Here is a 23,702-nt window from a genome sequence, read left to right as displayed (position 1 = left end):
CTCACGGCACCGGCTTCGTCAACGCCAGGGCGTCCTCGAGGGTGAAGCGGCCCTCGTAGAGCGCGGTGCCGGCGATGGCACCCTCGACGCCCTCGTCGACGAGGGTCATGAGCGCGCGGATGTCGTCGAGAGTGGTGACGCCGCCGCTGGCCACGACCGGCTTGTCGGTGGCGGCGCAGACGTCGCGCAGCAGCTGGAGGTTGGGGCCCTGCAGCATGCCGTCCTTGTTGACGTCGGTGACGACGTAGCGGGCGCACCCCTCGGAGTCGAGGCGGGCGAGGGTCTCGTAGAGGTCGCCGCCGTCGCGGGTCCAGCCCCGCGCGGCCAGCGTCGTGCCACGCACGTCGAGCCCGACCGCGACCCGGTCGCCGTACGTCGCGATGGCGCGGGCGCACCACTCGGGCTGCTCGAGCGCGGCGGTGCCGATGTTGACCCGCCGGCACCCCGCCGCCATCGCGGCCTCCAGCGACTCGTCGTCGCGGATGCCGCCGCTCATCTCGACCTGGATGTCGAGGGTCCCGACGATCCGGGCCTGGAGCTCGCGGTTGTGCCCGTGGCCGAAGGCGGCGTCGAGGTCGACGAGGTGGATCCACTCCGCACCGGCCTCCTGCCAGCGCAGCGCCGCCTCGACCGGGTCACCGAACCGCTTCTCGGATCCGTCCACCCCCTGCACCAGCTGGACGGCCTGGCCGCCCTTGATGTCCACGGCAGGTAGGAGCTCGAGGTAGGGCTGCTCGGGGGTGCTGGGCATGGGTCGATCCTAGGAGCGACCGCTCCCCGTCCCCACCGGGTGGTGGCCCGGCGAGACGCGCCGGCTCACCACTGCGGGTCGTCGATCCAGTCCGCGAGGTCGGAGAACGCGCCCGTACCGAGAGCGGGTGCCAGCAGGAACGGCAGGACGACGACGAGCGCGGCGAAGGCCAGCAGCCCCCACCACGGGCGCGCCCTCACGCCGTGGAGCACCAGTCCGGCCACGGCGGCGGGCGCGACGAACGGAAGCGTCGCCGGCAGCTGCCACAGGCACCAGGCGACGATGCCGGCGTAGAGCGCAACGCCGACGACACGGATGCCCACCGCGCGGGTCCACGAGCGCCCTGTCCTGGACGCACTGACCGTGTGACGTCGCACGTCCGCGATCGGCAGGTGGCAACCACGGCACGCCGCCGCAGCGACGGGGACAGCCGCACCGCACAGTGGGCAGGTCAGCTCAGCGTCGGGCATCGTCCGGGTCTTGGGCACGACGGCACCGTAGGCGGGTGCTGGCGCCCATGGGCCGAAAACGGTCAGAACGCGACGTTTGGAGGGGGCAGGATCACCAGCCGGGCATGGCTGTCACCCCGTCACCTGGTCGGTGGCGGGGTGCGGGGCGGGGTCATGGTCGGCGAGGGTGCGCGATGTCGGGCGGGTCGATCGGGCTGGTGCCGTGGCGGTCGCGGCGGTAGTGGTGGCCGTGCGGGGAGGTCCACTCGAACACCCCGGTCGCGGTCATCTGGTAGCGCCAGGCGGTGTGGGTCTTCAGCCGGTGGTGGAACCGACAAAGGGCGGCGAGGTTGGCCGTCCGGGTTGGGCCGGGTTGTGGCCGGCCTTCCGCCTCTGCGGCATGGTCGTACTCGTCGACGTGGTCGACGTCGCATCCCCGGGCCGGTCGGGTGCACCAGGGGAAGACGCACGTCCTGTCGCGGAGGATGACCTGCTCGCGGATCCGGTCGGGCACCTCGTACGCCGGGGTCGAGAGGTCGGCGTTGAGGTCGATGACGGGCTTGACGGTGACCTTGGTCCGGGAGTCGGCACACCATGACCGGAGCTGGTCGAGGAGCACCAGCCGCCGGCCCTCCTCCATGCGTCCCGTCTGCCCGAACACGGTCGCCAGGTCGTCGAAGTGGGCGTCGAAGTGGGCGTGCAGCACGACCTCGCGCGCGGCGGGCAGGTCCTGCGGGTCCGCTCCCGCTCCGGCGAGGTCGAGCGCGGTCTGGGTGCGAGCCAGGTCACCGAGGGCAGCAGAACGGCGCGCGCCCAGCGACATGTCGGACCCGAGGGCCTTCAGGCTGGCCGCGCCGTGGGCAAGTGCGCGGTCGAGGTCGAGGGCGTCGGCGATGTCGAGCTCGGCCTCGAGGCGCATCGTGCCGGCGTAGTGCACGTCGTCGTCATGGATCGTCGCGTGGCGCGGGTCGACATGGAGGTAGCCGTCCTCCGGATCCGCAGCCGGGTCCACGTCGGCGAGGTGGAAGCGCGTGATCGTCTCCGCGACGAGGCGGTCCAGCTGCGCAGGCCCGACGCGACCGGCGACGGCGGCGACCTGGGCATCCACGAACGCCGCGGCTTCACGGGTGAGGGCCGGGGTGGCGTGGATGGTGACCTCCGCGACCGAACGGGCCCGCCACGCCGCCACCCGCCCGGCCTGGACCTGACCCCACAACCGCGGCAGCCGGTGGCGCAGCTCGAGGGCATGACCGACCAGCTTCTTCGCCGCAGTCGTCGAGACCCCGAGGACCGCACCGAGCTCGGCGAGGCAGAACTCCGCGACCAGCGGCGCGCCCTGACCGGCGATGGGCTCCTCGTGCTCACAGCCGGGCACCGTGAAGGTCGCGGCCGAGTGGATCGACTCCGGCGGGTGCAGGTCTGCCCACCGAGCTGCCACGACGAGGAGGTCGGCGGCTGCCCGGTCCTCGGCCGCCTTCCGGTCCCGCGCGAGCGCGAGCAGGTCGCGAGCGGTGAGGTCCTCGACCCCACCTGCTTCCGGTCCTGCCAGCGCCTCGATCATGTGTTCGATTCTACCGGCGGCCACCGACAGCGGCCATGCCTGTGGACGGTTCCTGGCCACCCATTCTCGATCGGTCTCGTGGACGGGACTTCGTGCCTCCTCAACCACCGATCGCATCCATCCTCGACCGGCGGTGGCCGTCCGTCCTCAGCCAGCGGACGCGTCGCCCGCGGCAGCACGGAAGTGGCCCTCGATCTGCTCCTGGGTGTAGGGGTGATCGACCTCCCGAGACGGGCCTTCGAGCCCGAACAGCTCGCGAAAGGCCTGGCGGTCGTTGGTGCGCGGCATCGGGACGTCGGGGACCGGCAGCCCGAGGAAGTCGCAGAGGGGTTCCCAGCCCTGCGTGACGTCGTACTCCAGCAACCGGTCCCCCGGCACCCCAGCGCGTACGGCGGCGTTGTGCTGCTCGTAGGCGGCGACCAGGTCGTCCGGCGACTGCTCCTCGTAGGGCGAGCCGAAGGAGCGCGTGGTGAGCACGTGGCCGAAGACCGACAGGTCGACGAGCTCCTGACCGACCTCCGCCGGGTCGGGGATCTCCATGAGCATGAGCTCGTGGATCGTCTCCGCGTAGGACTCCCACCAACGGTCGGCCGGGCGCACGGTCAGGAGCACCTTCGCGTCCGGGTAGAGCGCCAGGAGCTCTCGCCACAGCGAGCAGCCCGGCCAGTCGACGGTGGCCCCGTAGCCGTCGAGGACTCCGCGGAGCGTGGCGGGGTCACCGCTCGCAGCCGCGAGCCAGGCAGGCTGGTGCTCGAGGTGCGAGAGCGCCTCGAACATGTGGTAGCACGGTCGCCGCAGGAGCATCTCGATCGCTGCCTTCGTCGAGGCCGTCCCGGTCCGGCCGAACCCGGCCCCGATCACCTGCAGCATCCGACCTCCCCCTCCACGCGGGTCCAGTCTCCGATCCGGGCGCTCGCGGCGCCACCGCGGACCAGACCATCGCTAGCGTGGGCACATGATCGGCGACCGGTGGGGTGTCACGGATGCCGAGGTACGCCGCACCTACGGGTGCGACTCCTTCGTCATAGCGCCGACGCTGCAGGCGTGGCGCGGGGTCACCGTCCGGGCCGAGGCCGCCACCGTGTGGGCCCGCGTCCGGCAGGTGCGTCTGGCGCCCTACTCCTACGACCTCGTCGACAACCTCGGCCGGCGCTCACCGCGCGACCTCCGCGACGTACCGGAGCCGCAGGTCGGTGACCCGTTCACCCGCGCGCTCGGCCGCGATCAGGGGCGGGTGGTGGCGGTCGAACCCGGCCGCGAGCTCACCGCGACGATCATGGGCGCCCACATGTCGTACGCCGTCCTGTCGCGGGAGAGCGACGTACGCCTCGTGCTCAAGGTGGTGGCCTGCACCAGCAGGTGGCTGGCTCCGGCCCTCTCGGTCGGCGACCTGGTGATGGCGCGCAAGCAGCTGCTCACTCTCAAGGCGCTCGCCGAGGCGGATCAACGTCGGACGGGACCGACCTCGCCGCGATAGCGGCGAGCAAGCAGCACCTCCGGGGACGGTTAGTGTCGGCCGCGCTTCAGGGTCGGCAGCTCGTAGGCGATGCCGTCCGGCGCGACTGTCGGCGCGATCCCGAGCGCCCGCAGGATCGTCGGCATGATGTCGACCGACCTCACCTCCGCGCGCAGGTCCTTGTGCGACGTGTTGGCGCCGGCGAAGACGATCGGGATCTGCTGCGACGCGCGCTGGATGCCGCCGTGGTCGCCGAGGACGGAGTACGTCGTGTTGTCGGGCAGCGTCGCGATCAGGTCGGGGCCGTATTCGGCGGCCTGCGTGTCGACGAGCTCCTGCGCCTTCGTGGCAAACCACCGCTTCTCGGCGCCGTGCATCCGGTCCCAGCGCACGGGGGTCACCAGATCGAAGTGGTCGCCGTTGCGCTGCCACACCGCGGTCACGTCGGCCAGGTCCTCCATGATGGCCGCCGCCTCGGCGACCTTCTCCGGGGACTGGTTCTTCAACCACACGTTGAGCGAGGAGTCGCTGTAGGAGAGGCCGACATTGGTCGCCCCGGTGCCGTCGTCGGTGCCGTCGATCAAGGGCAGCAGGGCCGCCTGCGGTTCGAGGTACGGGTCGTCGTTCAGCGCGTCGCCGTAGTACCAGTTGACGAAGCCGTAATCGTTGCGCGGCTTGAAGTCGCCGTGGAAGTGGCCTTCAGCGGCCGCGACGGAACCGTGGTCGGCAGTGAGGACGACAAGCGTGTCGTCGAGCTGGCCACTGTCCTCGAGCGCCTGCATGATCCGGCCGACCTGGGCGTCCGCGGTCTCGGTGGCGAACTCCATGTGCGTCATCGGGTCGTAGCCCGGCGTCGCGCCCTCCGGGTCGTTGACGCCGCCCCACATGTGCGCGGCCTTGTCGACGCCGGGGAGGCTGACGAAGATGCCGCTCCAGCCGTCGCCCTCCTGGCCCATGATCTCGAGGACGGCGTCGGTGGCCCAGATGTCGCCGCCCTGGTGTGCCGGGTCGTTGCCGACCACGTAGCGGTTGTCGGTGGCGGGGTAGAGCTGCGCCGGGTACTGGAGCGTGTCGTACCCCGTGTCGCGGGCCACCACCCATCGCGAGCCGCAGTCCGCCGAGAAGTACGACGGCACGTTCCAGCCCGTCGGGGCGCGGTGGCGGGTGGTCACCGGAGGGTTGCTCCCCGGGACGGGGCACGTCTTGCTGCCGAACGTGATCGTCGAGGTGTTCGCCGACCCGGGACCGCTGAGGCCCCACGCGGCGTACCCCTTGGGGCTCACGGTGAACACCTTTCCGGTGTCGTCGAGGTAGTCGGACAGGTGCGGGTAGCCGGCCGCCTGCTGCAGCGGCGCCATCTGGTCACGGCCGAAGTTGCTGGTGATGTAGAGGCCACCGGGGGCGCCGAGCAAGCCGGCGACGTCGCGGTAGCCCTCGTTGGTCCAGCCCATGTGCTTGGGCGACGCACCCGTCGTGACCACGTTGTGAGTGACGACCGTGACCGACCCGGTGTGGCCCAGGTAGCCCTTGGGCGTGTCGACGCCGTCCTTCATCAGCGCCTGCACGTTGCGCATGCCGTACGTCTCGACGATCTCCTTGCTGAGCGCGTCGACGACGATGACCACGACCTTCGTCGGCCGGTCGGGCGGTCTCGGCCCGTGCCCTCCGCGCCCCCCGGCCTGGGCACCCGACTGGGTCCCGACGACGGTGAGCGCGACCGCCGAGGCGGCGACGACGGCGAGCAGGCGGGCACGGTGCTGAGCCATCACGACTCCCTCCCGGCGCGGCGGCGTTGCCGCGGTCCGTGAGCCGAACGTAGACCGGGCCCGGACCCCCGGCAATCCCCCGGGATGGGTAGGTCCGCGCCTCCGTCGGGGGACGCGGATCAGCGCCAGACGGGAGCGACCTCGCGACGGTAGCGGCGCGCGACGAGCAGGGTGAGGATCGTGATCACGGGCCCCGGGATGTTCGCGCGCAGCGCCGACCGCTCCCGCTCCCCCGCGCCGTCCTGCATCCAGGCCAGGGAGTTGGCCGCGTCGACGGGGCTGGCCGGGCGGAGCTTCTTGGTCATTGCCTTGAACTCCTCGTCGTCGCGCAACGCGCCCATCGGGCCCTCGACGTCGCGTTCCTCGTGGTCGAGGTGACCGTTGATCACCTCGCGGGCTCGCGCGACCTCGTCGGCCGCAGCCGCTGCGTTGATCGAGGACGGTGCACCGACGACGGCGTCGAGGCTGGTCGAGACCGATGTCAGCGCCTGCTTCATCGCCACGTGCTCGGCCTCCATCTGCTCGAGGAGCGTGAGGTCGACGCCGCGCGACTGGAGGAACGGCCACACGTGCTCGTCCTCGGCCTCGTGGTGGTGGGTCAGCTCACGGACCAGGTTGCGCCAGGCCGTCCGGATCTCGCGGGCTCGCGCCGTGTCGCCGTCGGGCAGCGTGCGCAGCGCCTGCTCGGTCCGGGTCACGTCGCGGCGCACCGCCGCGTGAATGATCTGGTTCATGCTGAGCTGCTCGGTCATTCCCGGACGCTAACGCCGCGACAGACTCGTGGGCGACCCCATTCTCACTGACTTCTGTGCACAGGGTCTCGCCCATTCACGTGACACCGCCTGTCGGGTCCGGACACAATCCGAGCCACCAACCAGGGGGATGGACACGATGGCTCGACGACTCGGACGTGCACTGGTGGCTTGCCTGCTCACGGCGGCCATCGTCGGCGCGACAGATGCTTCTGCCTCCGCGGAGCGCTGGTGGGGCGGCGACCGGTCGGGCGACGTGGGCCAGGTCGCGATCTCTCCCGAGCCACCACCGTGCGGGACGGTGACGGAGTCGGTGGCGCCCCAGGATGCGGCGACCGACATCGTCGGCCTGTCGGTGCGGCACGAACAGGGCACCGTCGAGGTGCGCGCGCGCGTCCGGGACCTCACCGCCTGGGGCGACCGCCAGATGTCGTTCGACCTGCAGACCGACCGCCGCGCCTACGAGATCTCGATGATGAAGTGGCGCAAGCGCGGACGGTCGAGACCTCGCTGCTGCAGGCGGCCCCTCCCCCGGAGTCCTTCGACGAGTGTGGTGGCTACGCCACCCTGCAGCTCCACGTCCCGTGCGACGTGGTCGTGACGCGATCACCGACGCAGGACTACGTCTCGGTGGTCCTTCCCCGCTCGTGCCTGCGTGGTCCCCGCTGGGTCAGGGCCGGCGTGCGCACGTTCCGGACCGTGGGTGAGCGCTACCGATGGGACGTGTGGTCGCACACGGACCCGGGTGCGGCGGCCTACTCCGGTCCCTTCGGACCGCGCGTGCGCCGCGACTGAAGGACTTCAGGCGGACAGCGTCGCCACCCAGTTGCGCAACAGCGCGGCGCCGGCGTCCCCGGACTTCTCCGGGTGGAACTGGGTCGCGGACAGCGGCCCGTTCTCGACAGCGGCCACGAACCGGTCTCCCCCGTGCTCGGCCCAGGTCACCAGCGGAGCCGCCGTGCGCTCGTTGGTGACGAGGTCCCAGGAGCGCGCGGCGTAGGAGTGCACGAAGTAGAACCGCTCGTCCTCGACGCCGGCGAAGAGCTGCGTTCCCTCGGGGGCCTCGACCGTGTTCCAGCCCATGTGCGGCACCACGTCGGCCTCGAGCCGGGTGACCAGACCGGGCCACTCGTCGCAGCCGTCGGTCTCGACGCCGTGCTCGACCCCGCCCGCGAACAGGATCTGCATCCCGACGCAGATGCCGAGCACCGGGCGACCGCCGGACAGCCGCCGGCCGATGATCCGCTCGCCCTTGATCTCGCGCAGGCCGGCCATGCAGGCCGCGTACGCCCCGACGCCGGGCACCACGAGGCCGTCGGCGGCGAGCGCGGTGTCGAAGTCGCTCGTCAGGGTGACCGTGGCGCCGGCGCGCTCGACGGCGCGCACGACCGAGCGGAGGTTGCCCGACCCGTAGTCGAGGACGACGACGTCAGGAACCGTCACAGGCTGCCCTTCGTGGACGGTACGCCGGTCTCGCGCGGGTCGATCGCCACGGCGTCGCGGAAGGCGCGGGCGAAGGCCTTGAACTGCGCCTCGACCACGTGGTGCGGGTCGCGGCCGCCGAGCACCCGCACGTGGAGTGCGAGGTGGGCGTGGAAGGAGATCGTCTCGAAGACGTGGCGGGTCAGGGAGCCCATGTAGGTGGCGCCGGTGCCGCCGATGGCGACGTACTCCTGGCCCTCCGGCTCACCGGTGTGCACGCAGTAGGGACGGCCCGAGACGTCCACGACGGCCTGGACGAGGGCCTCGTCGAGCGGCACGGTGGCGTCGCCGAAGCGCCGGATGCAAGCCTTGTCGCCGAGGGCCTCGCGGAGCGCCTGGCCGAGCACGATCGCGGTGTCCTCGACCGAGTGGTGGGCGTCGATGTGGGTGTCGCCGGTGGTCTGGACGACCAGGTCGACCAGGGAGTGGCGGGCGAAGGCGTCGAGCATGTGGTCGTAGAACCCCACGCCGGTCGACACGTCGGAGCGACCGGTGCCGTCGAGGTCGACCTCGACGAGGACGCCGGACTCCTTGGTGGTGCGCTCGATCTTCGCGGTGCGGCTCATGCCGGCTCCTTCGTTGTCTCGATTGTGTCCAGCAGGGCCTTCTTGAAGGCTGCCATCTCCTCGGCCGTGCCGATCGACACGCGCAGCCATCCGTCGGGGCCGGTCTCGCGGATCAGCACGCCCCGGTCGACCAGACCCTGCCAGACGGCGTGCCGGTCGGCGAACCTGCCGAACAGCGCGAAGTTGGCGTCGGAGTCGGCGACCTCGAGCCCCTGCTCGCGCAGCCAGGCCACGGTCGCGTCACGCTCGGCACGGAGGTCGTCGACCTTGCCGAGCAGCTCGGGGGCGTGGCGCAGCGCCGCCAGCGCAGTCGCCTGGGTGACGGCCGAGAGGTGGTAGGGCAGCCGTACGACCCGGATCGCGTCGCAGATCGAGGGATCTGCGGCGAGGTAGCCCAGCCGGGCACCGGCCAGCGCGAACGCCTTGCTCATGGTGCGCGTCACGACGAGGTTGCGGTGCTGCGGCAACAGCTCGAGCGCGCTCGGGGTGCCGGCGCGGCGGAACTCGCCGTAGGCCTCGTCGACGACCACGATGCCGCCGGGCTCGTAGGACGCGGCCGCCTCGCACAGCATCGTCACCGCCTGGGGCGGCAGCACCGTCCCGGTCGGGTTGTTGGGGCTGGGCAGGAGCACGACCGACGGGCGGCGCTCCTCCACCAGCCGCCGCGCGGCGTCGAGGTCGAGCGAGAAGTCCTCGGCCCGGTGGCCGGCCACCCACTCGGTCATCGTGTCGCGGGCGTACTCGGGATACATCGAGTACGTCGGCGCGAACGACAGCGCCACGCGCCCCGGACCACCGAAGGCCTGCAGCAGCTGCAACATCACCTCGTTGGACCCGTTGGCTGCCCACACCATCTCGGGGGTGATGCCGGAGCCACCCGAGGTGTCGAGGTACGCCGCCAGGGCGGAGCGCAGCTCGACGAACTCGCGGTCCGGGTAGCGGTTGAGCGACACCGCGGCCGCACCGACGGCCCGGGCGATGTCGGCGGCCGCCTCGGGCGAAGGGCCGTAGGGGTTCTCGTTGACGTTGAGCTGCACGGGCGCCTGCTCCAGCGAGAGCTGGGGCGCACCATAGGGCTCGATCCCCCGCAGCTCGTCGCGAAGCGGTGGGAACAGCCCGCTCACCGCTGGGACCGGTCGCTGTCGAACCGGACGCTGACCGCCTGGCCGTGGCCCGGCAGGTCCTCCGCTCCGGCCAGCGTCACGACGTGGTCGGCGACCTCGGCGAGCGCATCGCGCGAGTAGTCGATGACGTGCACCGACTTCGTGAAGGCGCGCACGGAGAGGCCGCTGGAGTGGCAGGCGCAGCCGGCCGTCGGCAGCACGTGGTTGGAGCCCGCGCAGTAGTCGCCCAGCGACACCGGCGACCACGGTCCGACGAAGATCGCACCGGCGTTGCGCACGCGTGCGGCGTGGGCGGCGGCATCGCGGGTGACGACCTCGAGGTGCTCGGCGGCGTAGGCGTCGACGACGTCGACGCCCTGGTCCATGTCGTCGACAAGCACGATGCCGGACTGCCGCCCGCCCAGCGCGGTGCGGATGCGCTCGGTGTGACGGGTGGCGAAGACCTGCTTGTCGAGCTCGGCCTCGACCGCGTCGGCGAGCTCGAGCGAGTCCGTGACCAGCACGGACGCCGCCATCGGGTCGTGCTCGGCCTGGCTGACCATGTCGGCCGCGACGAACGCGGCGTCCGCGCTGTCGTCGGCCAGGATCGCGATCTCGGTGGGCCCGGCTTCGGAGTCGATGCCGACGACGCCGCGGAGCAACCGCTTCGCGGCCGCGACGTAGATGTTGCCGGGACCGGTGACGAGGTCGACGCGCTCGCAGGGACCGGCACCGTAGGCGAACATGGCGATCGCCTGCGCGCCACCGACTGCGTAGACCTCCTCGACGCCGAGCAGCTCACAGGCAGCGAGGATCGTCGGCTCCGGCAGGCCGTCGCTGTTCTTCTGCGGCGGGCTCGCCAACGCGATCGAGCGCACCCCGGCGACCTGCGCGGGCACGACGTTCATCACGACGCTGCTCACCAGCGGGGCCAGGCCGCCGGGGACGTAGAGGCCGACGCGGTCGATCGGCACCTTGCGGTGCGTGACGGTCGCCCCGGGGGCCACCTGGCTGGTGACGTCGCGCTCGAGCTCGGCCTCACAGGTGGCGCGGAGCCGGCGGATCGACTCCTCGAGAGCGGCCCTCACGGCCGGGTCGAGCCCCTCGAGCGCGGTCGTGAGGGCCCCGCGCGGCACCGCGATGTCGTCGCCCTGCACGCCGTCGAAGCGGGCGGAGAACTCGGTGATCGCCTCCACGCCGCGTGACCGGACCGCGTCCAGGATCGGCTGCACCTGATGCGTGGCGGCCTCGACGTCGAAGTCGGCGCGAGGCACGCTCGCGCGGTAGTCGACGGACGCCGCGTCGGCGCCCCTCAGGTCGATACGCCGGATCAGGGACATGCCCCGATTCTAGGTTCCTCCGCGGGTCGACCCGAAGTCGCGGGCGTCGGGTGGACACCGGCCACTAGTGTCGTGGGTGTGAGCGACCCACTGCCGATGTTCCCGCTGAGCACCGTGGTGTTCCCGGGCATGAGCGTGCCGCTCCACGTCTTCGAGGACCGCTACCGGATGCTGGTGCGTCACCTCCTCGAGGAGGACGACCCGGCCCAGCGGGTCTTCGGAACGGTCGCGATCCGCGAGGGCTACGAGGTCGGCGACCACGGCGCCCAGTCGGTCTACCGCGTCGGCTGCGTCCTGCAGCTGACCGAGGTCGACCGGCGCGACGACGGGACCTTCGACATCGTCGCCGTCGCCCGCGAGCGCCTGGTCCTCGAGGAGATGCAGCGGGGCAGCGACTACCCACAGGGCCTTGCCGTCGTGCTCCCCGAGCCGGAGGTGGACGTGCCGGCCGAGGTGCTCGAGCGCGCCCGCGCCACCTTCACCGCGTTCCGCGTGGCGATGACCGAGCTGCAGGGCGACCCCTACAGCGGGACGCTCCCCCGCGACCCCGACTACCTCGCGTGGACGCTGTCCGCCCTCGCCCCGCTGCCCATGGCGGAGCGGCAGTCGCTGCTGGAGGCGGAGGACGCCACCGAGCGGCTCACGCTCGTGACCCGGATGCTGACCGAGGAGCTCCGGGCGATCAACGTCATCCCGTCGTTGCCGGCCACCCAGGTGGCCCGCACCGCCTGGTCCCCCAACTGACCCCCGGGACCCGCTGATGGCGAAGAAGGCGCGCGGCGCCGGGGGTACGCCGGCCACGGTCGCGCTGTCGGCCGCGGGCATCGCCTTCGAGGTCCGCGCCTACGAGCACGACCCGCGGGCGACGTCCTACGGGCTCGAGGCGGCCGAGGCGCTCGACGTCGACCCCGCCCGGGTCTTCAAGACGCTGCTGGCGTCCCTGGACGGCTCGCTCGTCGTCGGGATCGTCCCGGTGACGGGTCAGCTCGACCTGAAGGCGCTGGCGCGCGCGCTCGGTGGCAGCAAGGCCGTGATGGCGGAGGTCGCGGCCGCTGAGCGCGCCACCGGCTACGTCGCCGGCGGCATCTCGCCGGTCGGTCAGAAGCGACGGCATCGCACGGTGCTCGACGCCTCCGCGCTCGAGCACGACACGATCCTGGTCTCGGGTGGACGGCGCGGCTTCGACCTCGAGCTCGCTCCGACGGACCTGGTGGCGGCCACCGAAGCGGTGACCGCCACCATCGGCCGCTGAGGCCGGTCAGACTCCGCCCCCAGGGGCGCGGACCAGTCAGTCGGTGGTGAGCTTCAGGAGTCCGTGGAGCACGTCGTCGTCAACCCAGCCGCTGACTCCGAACGCCGACAGCGGCTCGAGGTTCTTGCTGACCTCGGGCGAGTCGCCGGTCAGGCGGACCAGCCAGTCGTCGTCGGCGTTGAAGTTGACGAACATCACGGACTGGGCCTCGTCGGACTCCACGACCTCCGAGTAGGCGGCGCTGTCGCCGAGGCTGCCCCCGCCCTCGAGCTCGCCGCGGTAGCCCTCCTGCAGCGCCAGGACGGCGTAGCCGTCGCCCTCGGTCACCTGCATGAACTCGGCCATCTCAGGCCCTGCCTGTGCGGCGATCTTGTCGAGCACGGCCTGGATCTCGTCGGCGTCGCCGTCGATCCGGATGCCCACCGGGACCTCACCCGGGCCGCCGTTGGCCACGGCGTCGGGATCGAGGCCGCTGCCCAGCGAGACGGTGACGCCCTCGCCGAGGAGGGTCTCGACGTCCTCGGGGAAGGCGAGGCCGGTCTCGGACTCGAACTGCGCGAGCTGCTCGTCGATCGCCGCGCTCTCGTCGGGCAGGTTGCGCTTGAAGTAGTCGAGCATCGCGCCGGCCCACCCCTCCTCGAGGGACATGCCGAAGGCCGCGACGGTGTCGTCCGGCAGGCCGGCGACCATGTCGGCGCCGTTCTGGCTGTCGATGAACTTGGTCAGGTCGGGCTGGTAGTTGGACATGGCGTACTCGATCTCGACCGCGCCGTCGTCGAAGCGGACGGTCGCCGCCATGCCGTCGAAGTCGTCGATCATCTGCTGGAGCTCCTCGGGGACCTCCTCGGAGTCCGACGGCGTGCCGTCCTCACCCAGCGCGGCACCGGGCATGCCCATCATCCCCATGCCGCCCATGCCGCCGAGCTCGTCGAGGTACTTGGTGACGCCCTTGCCGACGTACATCGTCATGAAGCCGTCGCCGCCCGCCTCGCCGGTCCACTCCTCGAAGGAGGCGTTGCCCGCGAGCGTCGAGCCGTCAGCCGCGTCGACGACCTTCTGGGCGATCTCCTGGGTCTCCGCCACGACGATCCAGTCGCCGTCGACCACCCAACCGCCGACGTCACCCTCAGCGCCCTCGCCGCCCCCGCACGCGTCGACCAGCGCGGACAGGCCGTCCTCGGCCTTGCCGGAGTCGGTGGTCTGCACGACCCCGACCGGGGTCGGCTCGTCCTCGCCGAGGTCGACCACGGCCATCGCCGCGCGCGAGCCGAGCCACGGCTTGACGTCGGCGTCGTAGTCGAGGCCCTCGCACTCGCCGGAGGAGGTGACCTCCTCGAAGAATCGCTCGCGCAGGTCGTCGTCGGTCTGCAGGTCGACCTTGTCGGTGAACCCGGGGAACTTGCGCAACGTCTTGATGGCCTCGATCTTCTGGCCGCCGCTCGGGTCGAGGTCGACGCTGAAGTAGGCGACGGTCGAGGCGGGCAGCGCCTCCGCCGGCTGCGCGCCCGTGGAGAAGAAGCTGGTGGCCGCCCAGGCGCCACCCGCGACGACCGCACCGCCGGCGACGATCGCCCCCACCGCGATCAGCCGCTTCTTGTTGTCGTTGTCGGGCGGCGTCTGCGCCGGCCGCGATCCGTCGAGGTACTCAGGCCCGTCGGCCGGACCGCCCGATGTCATGCTCATCTCGCTCTGCTCCCCCGTTGCACGGGTCCCGGCGGCGCCGGGACTGCCCACCTGCGGGCGGCGCAAGCCTACCCACGCGAGCGCCTGGCGAACCCCAAGTTCCCCAAGAGATAGGACCCGACCAGCCCGGCCATCGCGCCGGCGGGCAGGACGACGAGCGCGGTGGAGTGCCACCGCACCCGCCCGTCGTCGGGGGCGGTCAGGCCGAGGTCGCCGGGCAGCGGCGTGTAGTCGGGCCGGCCGGCGGCCAGCGCCTGCGGGTCGGGCGGTCCGAGCGCGGTGCCGACGGCGTACATCACGGCCGCGGCGATGCCCGCCGAGACGAGCACCGCCACCACCGTGACGGTCTCGTGGCCGCGCCACAGCCCGGCCAGCACGGCCAGCACGAGGCCGAGCGGGAAGGCGATGAGGACGAAGAGGGCGATGCCCTCGAAGGAGAAGTCCGGCCCGGCCGGCTCGAGGTACCAGCGGCCCTGGAAGGCCAGCCCGGTCGGGGCGTCCCACAGCCGCTCCCAGAGCACCCCGCCGGCCGCGCCGCCCACGACGAAGAGCGCGAGCACCGACAGCACGCGTCGCAGCAGCCGGAGGGACCCGCCGTTCGCGCCGTCTCCGCCGGTGGAGCCGTCCGGGCCGGCGGCCGCGGTCACGTCGCTCATCCCGTCAGGCAGCCGGGACCCAGCAGCTGCTTGAGATCGGCGAACAGGGCGGGGCTCGGGCTGACGCGCAGGTTGTCGTCGAGGCGCAGCACCTTGGTCGAGCTCCGGGTCAGCAGGCGCAGCTGCACCTCGGTCATGCCCGGGTGGGTGCCGAGGACGTCGCGCAGCTGGGCGACGACCGGCGGGGTGCACCGGGTCGACGGCAGGCTGATCACGACCGGTCCAGCCGGCCCCTGCGTGAGGTCGGGAGCTGTGACCTCCTGGGCGCGGAGCTCGGGCTGGTCCTTGTCGCGCGAGAGCTGGCCCTTGATCCGGACGATGTTGTCCTCGACGAGGAGCGTCGAGGCGAGGGTGTAGGAGCTCGGGAAGAGGAGGACGTCGATCGCGCCGTCGAGGTCCTCGAGCGTGATCGTGGCCCACGGGTCGCCCCGCTTGGTGATCTTGCGCTGGACGGAGGTGATGAGGCCGCTGACGGTGAGCGTGGAGTTGTGAGCGCGCTCCTCGTCGAGCATCAGCTGGCCGATGGTGCAGTCGGTGCCTTGCGAGAGGACGTGCTCGAGGCCGAGCAGCGGGTGGTCGGAGACGTAGAGCCCGAGCATCTCCCGCTCGTGGCCGAGCAGGGTCATCTTGTCCCAGTCCTCGACGTCCGGGATCACGACCGTCGCGCCAGCAGCGCCGACGTCGTCCGGCATCAACATGTCGATGAGCGAGTCCTGCCCGCTCTCGTCGTCCTTCTTCGCCTGGACGTACTTCTCGACGGCGTCCTCGTGGATGATCGACAGCGCCCGACGCTTGTGCTTCATGTCGTCGTAGGCACCGGCCTTGACCAGCGAGTCCACGACCCGCTTGTTGCAGACCAGCGCGGGGACCTTGTCCATGAAGTCGTTGAAGTCCGTGTAGCGGCCCTTCTCCTCGCGCGCCGTGACGATCCGGTCGACGACGTTGCTGCCGACGTTGCGCACCGCGGTGAGGCCGAAGCGGATGTCGTGGCCCACAGGAGTGAAGTTGGCGTGCGACTCGTTGACGTCGGGCGGGAGGACCTGGATCTTCATGCGACGGCACTCGTTGAGGTAGATCGCCATCTTGTCCTTGTCGTCCTTGACGGACGTGAGGAGCGCGGCCATGTATTCGGCCGGGTAGTTGGCCTTGAGGTAGGCCGTCCAGTAGGTGATGACGCCGTAGGCCGCGGAGTGCGACTTGTTGAAGGCGTAGTCGGAGAACGGGAGCAGGATCTCCCAGAGCTTGTCGATCGCGACCTGGGGGAAGCTGCGCTCGAGCATGCCGGCCTGGAAGCCGGCGTACTGCTTGTCGAGCTCCTCCTTCTTCTTCTTGCCCATCGCGCGGCGGAGGTTGTCGGCGGCGCCCAGGGTGAAGCCGGCGAGCACCTGGGCGATCGCCATCACCTGCTCCTGGTACACGATCAGGCCGTAGGTCTCTCCCAGCACCGGCTCGAGCGCCTCGGCGAGCGCGGGGTGGATCGGCTCGATCGCCTCGCGGCCGTTCTTGCGGCGGGCGTACTTGTTGTGGGAGTCAGCACCCATCGGACCGGGGCGGTAGAGCGCGCTGACGGCGGTGATGTCAGCGAAGACGTCGGGCTGCAGGGAGCGCAGCAGCGCGCGCATGCCCGAGCCGTCGAGCTGGAAGACGCCGAGCGTGTCGCCGCGGCCCATCAGCTCGTAGGTCGGCCGGTCGTCGAAGGCCAGCTCCTCCAGCACGACCGTCTCGTCGCGGTTGACCTGGATGTTGGACAGCGCGTCCTCGAGGATCCGGAGGTTGGACAGGCCGAGGAAGTCCATCTTGACGAGTCCGAGCGACTCGCACATCGGGTAGTCGAACTGGGTGATGACGGCGCCGTCCTGCGGCCGCGCCATGATGGGTACGACGTCGATGATGGGCTCGCTCGACATGATCACGCCGGCGGCGTGCACGCCCCAGTTGCGGATCTGGCCCTCGAGGCCGAGCGCCGTGTGGAAGATCGTGCGCACGTCGGGGTCGGAGTCGTGCAGCGCGCGGAACTCGCCGCCCTCGTTGTAGCGCTTGTGCTGCGGGTCGAAGATGTCCTTGAGCGCGACGCCCTTGCCCATCACGTCGGCGGGCAGCGCCTTGGTGATCCGGTCGGAGATCGCGAAGCCGTGGTCGAGGACGCGCGCCGCGTCCTTGATGGCGGCCTTGGCCTTGAGCCGGCCGAAGGTCGCGATCTGCGCGACCCGCTCGGTGCCGTACTTCTCGGTGACGTACTTGATGACCTCGCCGCGGCGGGCATCGTCGAAGTCGATGTCGAAGTCGGGCATCGAGGGGCGCTCGGGGTTGAGGAACCGCTCGAAGAACAGGCCGTGCTCGAGGGGGCACAGGTCGGTGATGCTCAACGCGTAGGCGGCGATGGAGCCCGCTCCGGAGCCACGGCCCGGGCCGACGCGGATGCCGTTGGTCTTGGACCACTGGATGAAGTCGGCGACCACGAGGTAGTAACCGCAGTAGCCCTTCTGGGAGATGACGCCCAGCTCCATCTCGACGCGGTCCTTGACCTCCTGGGTCAGCCGCTCACCGGGGTAGCGGGCCTCGATGCCGCGCCACACCTCCTTGCGGAACCAGCTCTCCTCGGTCTCGCTCTCCGGGACGTCGGCGCGGGCCATGTAGCCGCCGGTGGACTCGACGAACTCGACGTTGCACCGTTCGGCGATCTCGAGGGTGTTGTCACAGCCGTCGGGGATCTCGGCCCACATCTCGCGCATCTCGGCCGCGGACTTGATGTAGTAGCCGCCGCCGTCGAACTTGAGCCGGTTGGTGTCGGCCAGCCGCTTGCCGGAGGCGACGCAGATGAGGGCGTCCTGGCCGTCGGCGTCCTCGGGGTTGGTGTAGTGGGTGTCGTTGGTGACGATGGTCGGCAGGCCGAGCGTCGCGGCGATCTTGCGCAGGTCCTCGCGGGTGGCCCGCTCGGCGGCGATGCCGTGGTCCATCAGCTCGAGGTAGAAGTTGTCCTTGCCGAAGATGTCCTGGAACTCGCCGGCAGCGCGGAGCGCCTCGTCGTACTGCCCGAGCGTCAGCCGGGTCTGGATCTCACCGGACAGGCACCCCGTGCTGGCGATGATGCCCTTGGAGTAGCGCTGGAGCAGCTCACGGTCCATCCGGGGCTTGTAGTAGTAGCCCTCGAGACTGGCGAGACTGGCGAGCCGGAAGAGGTTGTGCATGCCCCCGGTCGTCTCGGCCCACATGGTCATGTGGGTGTAGGCGCCACCGCCGGCGACGTCCTTGCCGCCCTCCTCGGCGAGGTCGCCCTGCCCCCAGCGGACCCGGCGGCGCTCGCCGCGCATGGTGCCGGGGGTGAGGTAGGCCTCGATGCCGATGATCGGCTTGACGCCGTGCTGCTTGGCCCGGCGATAGAAGTCGTAGGCGCCGTGGAGGTTGCCGTGGTCGGTCATCGCGATCGCCGGCATGCCGAGCTCGCTGGTGCGGGCGAACAGGCCGTCGAGCAACGACGCCCCGTCGAGCATCGAGTACTCGGTGTGCACGTGCAGGTGCACGAAGTTGCCCGCGGAACTGGTGGAGGAGCCGGACGACATGGAGGAGACTTCCGCGCCTTTCAGGGGTCGCTGACGGTGTCACGGGTGGGGCAGGTGCTGGCTGCGCAGCGGGCATCCAGAAGGAGGGGGAAGAGCCGTCAGCCTACGTCAGTGTGCCCGGCCCCACCGACAGGACACTCGACCCGATCCGCGCCCCGGCGGGTGCCACGCTCACCGCCAGTCGATCGCGTGGCCGTGGCCGTGGCTGTACGCCACCGGGGTGCCGTCGAGCGCGGTCACGAACCGCCCAGAGGGCACCTCCAGCCCGCCGGTGACGCGGGGCAGGACCCGCCTCCCCTCGTTGCTGATCCACCGGCAGCGGCCCTCGGCCACGAGGCCGGTCATCAGGTCGTGGAACCTCTCGCGGTCCGGCTCCTCGAGGTAGGCGATCACCGCCGAGTGGAGGACGACCGGCGTGCCGTGGGGTGCCGCCTCGTCGACGAGGTCGGCGACGTGGTCGAGGAGGTCGCCCTTCCGGATCACGGGCGGCTCCCGGCGGGCGACGTCGACGGCGCCGCGCAACCGCTCGCGACGCTCGTCCTGCTCGGGCCAGACCAGGTTCTCCAGCCACGCCATCGCGTCGGGGTCCACAACGTCGAGCGGGTTCAGGTCGACACCACCCCGCCAAGCGACGTGCGGGTGGGCATCGGGGACGGGAATCTCACCGGTGGCCAGGGCGCTCAGCAGCGGACCGCCGCTCCCCCGCAGCCCGCCCAGGGGTGACCACTCGTAGTCGTAGCGGTCGGGGAAGAGGCAGAGACCGGCGCTGGCCCCGACCTCGATCAGGGACAGCGGTCCCTCGATCAGCCCGAGGACCGGGACGAGGGTCGCGAGGCGGCCGACCTCGTTGGTCTGGGTCGCCCGCGCCATGACGGTGGCGCGCACGGCCGGCTCCCGCTCGAGCAGCACCGCACGCAGGGCGTCGTACGACGCCGGCGCGGGGGCACCGTGCCACCGGGCAGCGGCGAAGACCAGGTTGGGCTGGCGCTTGACGGGCGGCAGCGTGCCCAGCCAGGCCACGACCTCCTCGTCCTCGGCGACGCCGAGCGCCCACTCCTCGAAGCACGGCGAGTCGCCGGCCGCATAGGTCGCGAAGTCGCGGTACTCGGCCACCAGGTCGTCGTAGAGCAGCACCCCGACATCATCCTCGGCCGCTCGACCCTCCGGCCTCGCGGTCCGGACGGGGGCGTTGACCTGAGTGATGCAGGTCACATACCGTTCCCCTTATTCCTATTTGTTTGGGTTCCATACAAACAAACTCCCCCCATCACCCGAAGGACGAGTCATGAGGAAACCGCTCAGCCTGCTCACCACCGGCCTCGCCGCCGGCGCCCTGCTCCTGACCGGGGCCGGCTACGCCTCCGCCGGAGCCGATTCAGACGCGGCCGCCACCAGCGCTGCCGTGACCGCCGAGCCCTACAAGGTGCTGGTCGTCGGCAAGACGCTCGGCTTCCGCCACTCCCACATCGACGACACCACCAACGCGGTCATCCAGCTGGGTCAGGAGCACGGCTTCACCGTCGACGTCTGGGACCCGCCGATCGGTCGCTCGCCCGGCCAGCCCGCGCTGTCCATGGCGACGACGCCCTTCACGAGCACCGAGGCGCTGTCGCAGTACGCCACGATCATGTTCGCCTCGCCGGTCGACGGCACCAACAGCCAGAACCCGGCCAGCCCCCGCACCCTCGACGACGCCGAGCTCGCGGCGTTCCAGGGCTACATCCACCAGGGTGGAGGCTTCGTGGGCCTCCACGCCGCCACCGACGAGATGCACGCCGTGCCGTGGTTCAGCCGCCTGACCGGCGGATCTGCCCGCTTCCGCAACCACCCTGCGCAGCAGACCGCGACGATGGTCGTGGAGAGCCCGAACCACCCGTCGACCACCATGCTGCCGAAGCAGTGGGTGCGCTTCGACGAGTGGTACAACTTCACCGCCAACCCGCGGGCCGACGTCCACGTCCTGCTGACCCTCGACGAGTCGACCTACAACCCGGGCAACGGCGCCATGGGCGCCGACCACCCGATCGCCTGGTGCCACAACTTCGAGGGCGGCCGCTCGTGGTACGAGGGCGCCGGCCACGTGGACGCGTCCTACACCGACCCGCTCTTCCTCGACCACCTGCTCGGCGGCATCGAGTGGACCGCGGGCGTCGTCGAGGGTGGCGGCAACTGCGTGACCTTCCCCGAGGTCGAGAAGATCACCGCCGACCTCGGTGAGGGCGGCAACCGCAACGCCAAGCTCAGCCGCGACGTGGCCGCCTACCTGGCGTCCGCGGAGGCAGCCGCCGAGGCCGGCGACCACGCCGGGGCCGCGCACATCCTGAAGCAGGCCAAGGGCAAGGCGCACGGCCTGCAGGACGACACCATCGTCACCAAGCTCGCCGACCTGCAGGAATGGCAGGGAGGCCTCGTCGGCTGGTGACGACAACACGCCCACGCACCACCTGACGCTCGACTGGTCGACGACCGGTCACGCCCCGACCCGGGCGTGGCCGGTCGTCGTGCGTGCGGAGCCTCTGCTCAGCGAGAGGCGTCGAGCGACTCGGAGATGATGACGTCGACGATGCGGGCCACCCGCTCCGCACCCAGCTCGGGCACCACACGGGCCACCCGCTCGGCGATCTCCGCCTCGCGCACGGGATCACGCTCGGCCGACGGCTTCACCGCCTGCACTGCGCGGGTCAGGGCCGTACGTCGCGCGAGCACGTCGCCGAGAACCAGGTCCGTCTCGTCGATCAGGCCGCGCAGGAAGGCCAGCGGGTCGGCGCCGGGCCACGCCACGCGGACGTCCGGCGCGCCCTCCTCGTTGGCCGAGCCGTCGGTGCGCTCGAGCTCGAGGCAGCCGTGCCGGTCGTAGAACGCGCGGGCCGGCGCGTTGGACTCGAAGACCCACAGGCAGAAGCCGCCCGGGCGGGTCGACGCGACGAGCTCGAAGAGCGCGGTCCCGACGCCGTGGCCCTGGTGGTCGGGGTGGACGTAGAGGTCGTCGAGCCAGGTCGACGTCCAGCGCGCGTAGCCGACCGGCTCTCCGCCGCGCTCGGCCACCCAGACGTCGTACGTCGACAGGTCCCAGCCCGCGACCCACGCCCGCGCCTCGTGGTCGGGGTGCACGGGCGGCGGGAAGGAGTCACCGGCCCCGCGACGGGCGGCGAGGTGGAGCTCGGCGACGGCCGCGAGGTCGTCGGTCGTGGCGGGACGGAGGGTGAGCTCAGTCTTCATCGCGGATGACGTCGAGCGCGTGCGCGAGGTCGTCGGGGTGCGTGGACTCGTAGGTGACGTAGTCGCCGGTCTCGGGGTGCTCGAAACCGAGGCGCATGGCGTGCAGCCACTGCCGCTCGAGACCGAGCCGCTTGGCCAGGGTGGGATCGGCCCCGTAGGTCAGGTCGCCCACGCAGGGGTGCTTGAGCGCGCTCATGTGCACGCGGATCTGGTGGGTGCGCCCGGTCTCGAGGTGGACCTCCAGCAGGCTGGCGAACCGGTGCGCCTCGAGCGTCTCGTAGTGGGTGACGCTGTGACGACCGTCCGCCATCACGGCGAACTTGTAGTCGTGGTGCGGGTGGCGGCCGATCGGTGCGTCGACGGTGCCCGCGAGCGGATCGGGGTGGCCCTGGACGAGCGCGTGGTAGGTCTTGTCGACCGTGCGGTGCCGGAAGGCGTTCTTGAGCACCGAGTAGGCGTGCTCGGACTTGCAGATGACCATCACGCCGCTGGTGCCGACGTCGAGGCGCTGCACGATCCCCTGCCGCTCGCTCGCGCCGCTGGTGGAGATGCGGAAGCCCGCCCCGGCGAGGTGACCGACCACGGTCGGACCGGTCCAGCCGGGCGAGGGGTGCACGGCCACGCCGACCGGCTTGTCGATCACCACGATGGCGTCGTCGTCGTGGATGATCCGGATGCCCTCCACGATCTCGGGCTTCACCTCGAGCGGGTCACGCTCGGCGGGGATCGTCACGTCGAGCATCGCACCGGCGTCGACCCGGTCGCTCTTGCCGACGGCCGCGCCATCGACGTGCACCAGGCCCTGGGCGATCAGGTCGGCGGCCTTGGTGCGGGACAGCCCGAACATCCGCGCCATCGCGGCGTCGACTCGCTCGCCGGCCAGACCGTCGGGGACGAGGACCGTGCGCTGCTCGGCGTGGGTGGTCACGCCGCCTCGCGCCCGGAGCCGCGCTCGGAGTCGCGGGTGCCGTCGAGGGCGATGCCGCGGAACGTCTGGAGGATGATCAGGCCCGCGGCGATGTTGATGCACATGTCGGCGATGTTGAAGACCGGCCAGTTGGGCAGCATCAGGAAGTCGACGACGTGGCCGTGGAACGCCTCCGGCTCGCGCACGATGCGGTCGGTGAGGTTGCCGGCCACGCCACCCAGCAGCAGGCCGAGAGCCAGCGCCCAGCCGGTGCTGCGGATCCGGCGGCTCAGCCACAGCACGACCACGACCGCCACCATCGCCAGGCAGGTGAAGACGATGGTGAAGTCGGTGCCGGTGCTGAACGCCGCACCGGGGTTGAACGTCAGGTGGAAGGTCAACCAGTCACCGAGGACCGGGATGTCGCCGTCGGCCAGCTCGGACAGGGCCCACTGCTTGCTGGCGAGGTCGAGCCCGTAGGCCACGAGCGCGACGGCCGCGAACACCAGCCGCGCATCCACGCGGGGTCGGGACGGGACCTGATCGGCCTGGTCGCTGTGGTTCAGCGACGCTCCTCGCGCTGCTTGCATGACATGCACAGTGTGGCATGCGGCACCGCCATCAACCGATTCTTGCCCACGGGGTTGCCGCAGGAGTCGCAGACGCCGTAGGAGCCGTCCTCGATGTGGGCCAGGGCGCGCTCGATCTGCGCCAGGGTCTCCCGCTCGCGCGCCAGGACGGTCAGCTCGTGGTCGCGCTCGAAGCTGGTCGCGCCGACGTCGGCCTGGTCGTGACCGGCGCCGTCGCCGGCGTCGCGCATGAGGCCCGCCAGCTCCTGCTCGGACTCACCCACGATGGCGGCGAGTCGGTCGCGGTGCTCCTTGAGCTCCTTCACGACCTCGTTGAGCTCGCTCCTGGTCCACGGGTCCTCGCCGTCGAGCACCACGAGGGTGGCGGGGGTGGCCTTGCGTACCTTCTTCGCCGGCGCGGCCTTCTTGGCAGGCGTCGGAGCGGCCTTCGTCACTGGTGCAGCCTTCTTCGTGGGGGTCGAGGTGGTCGATGCAGACTTGGTGGCCGGGGCCTTCTTCGCGGCGGCCTTGGTGGCCGGGGCCTTCTTCGTCGCGGTCTTGCTGGCCGGGGCCTTCTTCGCCGCGACCTTGGGGGCCGGAGCCTTCTTCGCCGCGGCCTTCGTGGCCGCG

At 71.2% G+C, this 23,702-nt stretch carries 23 protein-coding genes; 5 read left to right on the top strand and 18 right to left on the bottom strand.

The annotated features are described in order from the left end of the window. Position 1 precedes the first annotated feature (1 nt). From priA to JOD65_RS11805, 4 genes are all read right to left on the bottom strand, one after another. Entirely contained in the window at positions 2-751 is a 750-nt protein-coding gene (priA, locus tag JOD65_RS11820) for a bifunctional 1-(5-phosphoribosyl)-5-((5-phosphoribosylamino)methylideneamino)imidazole-4-carboxamide isomerase/phosphoribosylanthranilate isomerase PriA (protein ID WP_191196933.1), read from the bottom strand. Positions 752-816: 65 nt separating this feature from the next. Further along, positions 817-1,239 carry a hypothetical protein gene (locus JOD65_RS11815; RefSeq protein ID WP_191196932.1) on the bottom strand — a complete coding sequence of 141 codons (423 nt, stop codon included), beginning with the start codon at positions 1,237-1,239 and terminating at the stop codon, positions 817-819. Positions 1,240-1,372: 133 nt separating this feature from the next. Beyond that, positions 1,373-2,761, bottom strand: coding sequence for an HNH endonuclease signature motif containing protein (locus JOD65_RS11810; protein ID WP_191196931.1), 1,389 nt, complete (start codon positions 2,759-2,761; stop codon positions 1,373-1,375). A gap of 147 nt (positions 2,762-2,908) precedes the next feature. Next, positions 2,909-3,631 carry a sulfotransferase family protein gene (locus JOD65_RS11805; RefSeq protein WP_204811123.1) on the bottom strand — a complete coding sequence of 241 codons (723 nt, stop codon included), beginning with the start codon at positions 3,629-3,631 and terminating at the stop codon, positions 2,909-2,911. Between the two features lie 85 nt (positions 3,632-3,716). Here JOD65_RS11805 and JOD65_RS11800 point away from each other — a divergent pair, with 85 nt between their 5' ends. Beyond that, positions 3,717-4,238 carry a polyketide cyclase gene (locus JOD65_RS11800; protein WP_191196930.1) on the top strand — a complete coding sequence of 174 codons (522 nt, stop codon included), beginning with the start codon at positions 3,717-3,719 and terminating at the stop codon, positions 4,236-4,238. A 29-nt stretch (positions 4,239-4,267) separates the two neighbouring features. On the opposite strand, the gene JOD65_RS11795 is transcribed toward JOD65_RS11800, so the two are convergent. Both JOD65_RS11795 and JOD65_RS11790 read right to left on the bottom strand, forming a co-directional pair. Next, positions 4,268-5,983 carry an alkaline phosphatase family protein gene (locus tag JOD65_RS11795; protein WP_191196929.1) on the bottom strand — a complete coding sequence of 572 codons (1,716 nt, stop codon included), beginning with the start codon at positions 5,981-5,983 and terminating at the stop codon, positions 4,268-4,270. A gap of 119 nt (positions 5,984-6,102) precedes the next feature. Beyond that, on the bottom strand, positions 6,103-6,735 hold the full coding sequence (locus JOD65_RS11790; RefSeq protein WP_191196928.1) for a hemerythrin domain-containing protein: 633 nt from the start codon (positions 6,733-6,735) through the stop codon (positions 6,103-6,105). Between the two features lie 480 nt (positions 6,736-7,215). Between JOD65_RS11790 and JOD65_RS11785 the strand changes: the two genes are divergently transcribed. Continuing rightward, positions 7,216-7,530 (top strand): hypothetical protein, encoded by a 315-nt coding sequence (locus tag JOD65_RS11785; RefSeq protein WP_191196927.1) that lies wholly within the window; start codon positions 7,216-7,218, stop codon positions 7,528-7,530. 6 nt (positions 7,531-7,536) lie between these two features. On the opposite strand, the gene hisH is transcribed toward JOD65_RS11785, so the two are convergent. From hisH to hisD, 4 genes are read right to left on the bottom strand one after another with little or no spacing between them, the layout of a single operon-like run. Continuing rightward, positions 7,537-8,178 (bottom strand): imidazole glycerol phosphate synthase subunit HisH, encoded by a 642-nt coding sequence (hisH, locus tag JOD65_RS11780; RefSeq protein ID WP_191196926.1) that lies wholly within the window; start codon positions 8,176-8,178, stop codon positions 7,537-7,539. Further along, positions 8,175-8,783 carry an imidazoleglycerol-phosphate dehydratase HisB gene (hisB, locus tag JOD65_RS11775; RefSeq protein WP_191196925.1) on the bottom strand — a complete coding sequence of 203 codons (609 nt, stop codon included), beginning with the start codon at positions 8,781-8,783 and terminating at the stop codon, positions 8,175-8,177. Before hisB ends, hisH begins: the two co-directional genes overlap by 4 nt. Beyond that, entirely contained in the window at positions 8,780-9,898 is a 1,119-nt protein-coding gene (locus tag JOD65_RS11770; RefSeq protein WP_191197070.1) for a histidinol-phosphate transaminase, read from the bottom strand. Before JOD65_RS11770 ends, hisB begins: the two co-directional genes overlap by 4 nt. A gap of 5 nt (positions 9,899-9,903) precedes the next feature. Beyond that, positions 9,904-11,226, bottom strand: coding sequence for a histidinol dehydrogenase (gene hisD / locus JOD65_RS11765; RefSeq protein ID WP_224748074.1), 1,323 nt, complete (start codon positions 11,224-11,226; stop codon positions 9,904-9,906). Positions 11,227-11,304: 78 nt separating this feature from the next. On the opposite strand from hisD, the gene JOD65_RS11760 reads away from it, so the two are divergent. Together JOD65_RS11760 and ybaK are read left to right on the top strand one after the other, a co-directional pair. After that, positions 11,305-11,970 (top strand): LON peptidase substrate-binding domain-containing protein, encoded by a 666-nt coding sequence (locus tag JOD65_RS11760; protein ID WP_191196924.1) that lies wholly within the window; start codon positions 11,305-11,307, stop codon positions 11,968-11,970. Positions 11,971-11,986: 16 nt separating this feature from the next. Further along, a complete protein-coding gene (gene ybaK, locus JOD65_RS11755; protein ID WP_191196923.1) occupies positions 11,987-12,478 on the top strand; it encodes a Cys-tRNA(Pro) deacylase in 492 nt (163 codons plus the stop codon). A 36-nt stretch (positions 12,479-12,514) separates the two neighbouring features. Here ybaK and JOD65_RS11750 read toward each other — a convergent pair whose 3' ends face one another. The 4 genes from JOD65_RS11750 to JOD65_RS11735 all read right to left on the bottom strand — a co-directional run bounded on the left by JOD65_RS11750 (position 12,515) and on the right by JOD65_RS11735 (position 19,589). Then, entirely contained in the window at positions 12,515-14,161 is a 1,647-nt protein-coding gene (locus JOD65_RS11750) for a DUF3352 domain-containing protein (protein ID WP_191196922.1), read from the bottom strand. Positions 14,162-14,229: 68 nt separating this feature from the next. Next, a complete protein-coding gene (locus JOD65_RS11745) occupies positions 14,230-14,817 on the bottom strand; it encodes a hypothetical protein (RefSeq protein WP_191196921.1) in 588 nt (195 codons plus the stop codon). Next, positions 14,814-18,377: a DNA polymerase III subunit alpha gene (dnaE, locus tag JOD65_RS11740; RefSeq protein WP_191196920.1), complete on the bottom strand. Its 3,564-nt coding sequence runs from the start codon at positions 18,375-18,377 to the stop codon at positions 14,814-14,816. The genes JOD65_RS11745 and dnaE overlap by 4 nt, the downstream gene beginning before the upstream one ends. A gap of 171 nt (positions 18,378-18,548) precedes the next feature. Continuing rightward, entirely contained in the window at positions 18,549-19,589 is a 1,041-nt protein-coding gene (locus JOD65_RS11735) for a DUF2332 domain-containing protein (RefSeq protein ID WP_307821118.1), read from the bottom strand. Between the two features lie 73 nt (positions 19,590-19,662). Between JOD65_RS11735 and JOD65_RS11730 the strand changes: the two genes are divergently transcribed. Next, positions 19,663-20,799, top strand: coding sequence for a ThuA domain-containing protein (locus tag JOD65_RS11730; RefSeq protein ID WP_191196919.1), 1,137 nt, complete (start codon positions 19,663-19,665; stop codon positions 20,797-20,799). Positions 20,800-20,897: 98 nt separating this feature from the next. Here JOD65_RS11730 and JOD65_RS11725 read toward each other — a convergent pair whose 3' ends face one another. From JOD65_RS11725 to JOD65_RS24185, 4 genes are read right to left on the bottom strand one after another with little or no spacing between them, the layout of a single operon-like run. After that, positions 20,898-21,596: a GNAT family N-acetyltransferase gene (locus tag JOD65_RS11725; protein WP_191196918.1), complete on the bottom strand. Its 699-nt coding sequence runs from the start codon at positions 21,594-21,596 to the stop codon at positions 20,898-20,900. Further along, entirely contained in the window at positions 21,586-22,524 is a 939-nt protein-coding gene (locus JOD65_RS11720) for an RluA family pseudouridine synthase (protein WP_191196917.1), read from the bottom strand. Before JOD65_RS11720 ends, JOD65_RS11725 begins: the two co-directional genes overlap by 11 nt. Then, on the bottom strand, positions 22,521-23,093 hold the full coding sequence (gene lspA, locus JOD65_RS11715) for a signal peptidase II (protein ID WP_191196916.1): 573 nt from the start codon (positions 23,091-23,093) through the stop codon (positions 22,521-22,523). The genes JOD65_RS11720 and lspA overlap by 4 nt, the downstream gene beginning before the upstream one ends. After that, on the bottom strand, positions 23,066-23,527 hold the full coding sequence (locus JOD65_RS24185) for a TraR/DksA family transcriptional regulator (RefSeq protein ID WP_372440151.1): 462 nt from the start codon (positions 23,525-23,527) through the stop codon (positions 23,066-23,068). Before JOD65_RS24185 ends, lspA begins: the two co-directional genes overlap by 28 nt. Positions 23,528-23,702 lie beyond the last annotated feature (175 nt).

Source organism: Nocardioides cavernae (assembly GCF_016907475.1).
In the GTDB taxonomy this organism is placed as follows: Bacteria; Actinomycetota; Actinomycetes; order Propionibacteriales; family Nocardioidaceae; genus Nocardioides; species Nocardioides cavernae.
This window is presented reverse-complemented; position numbering and strand designations above follow the sequence as displayed.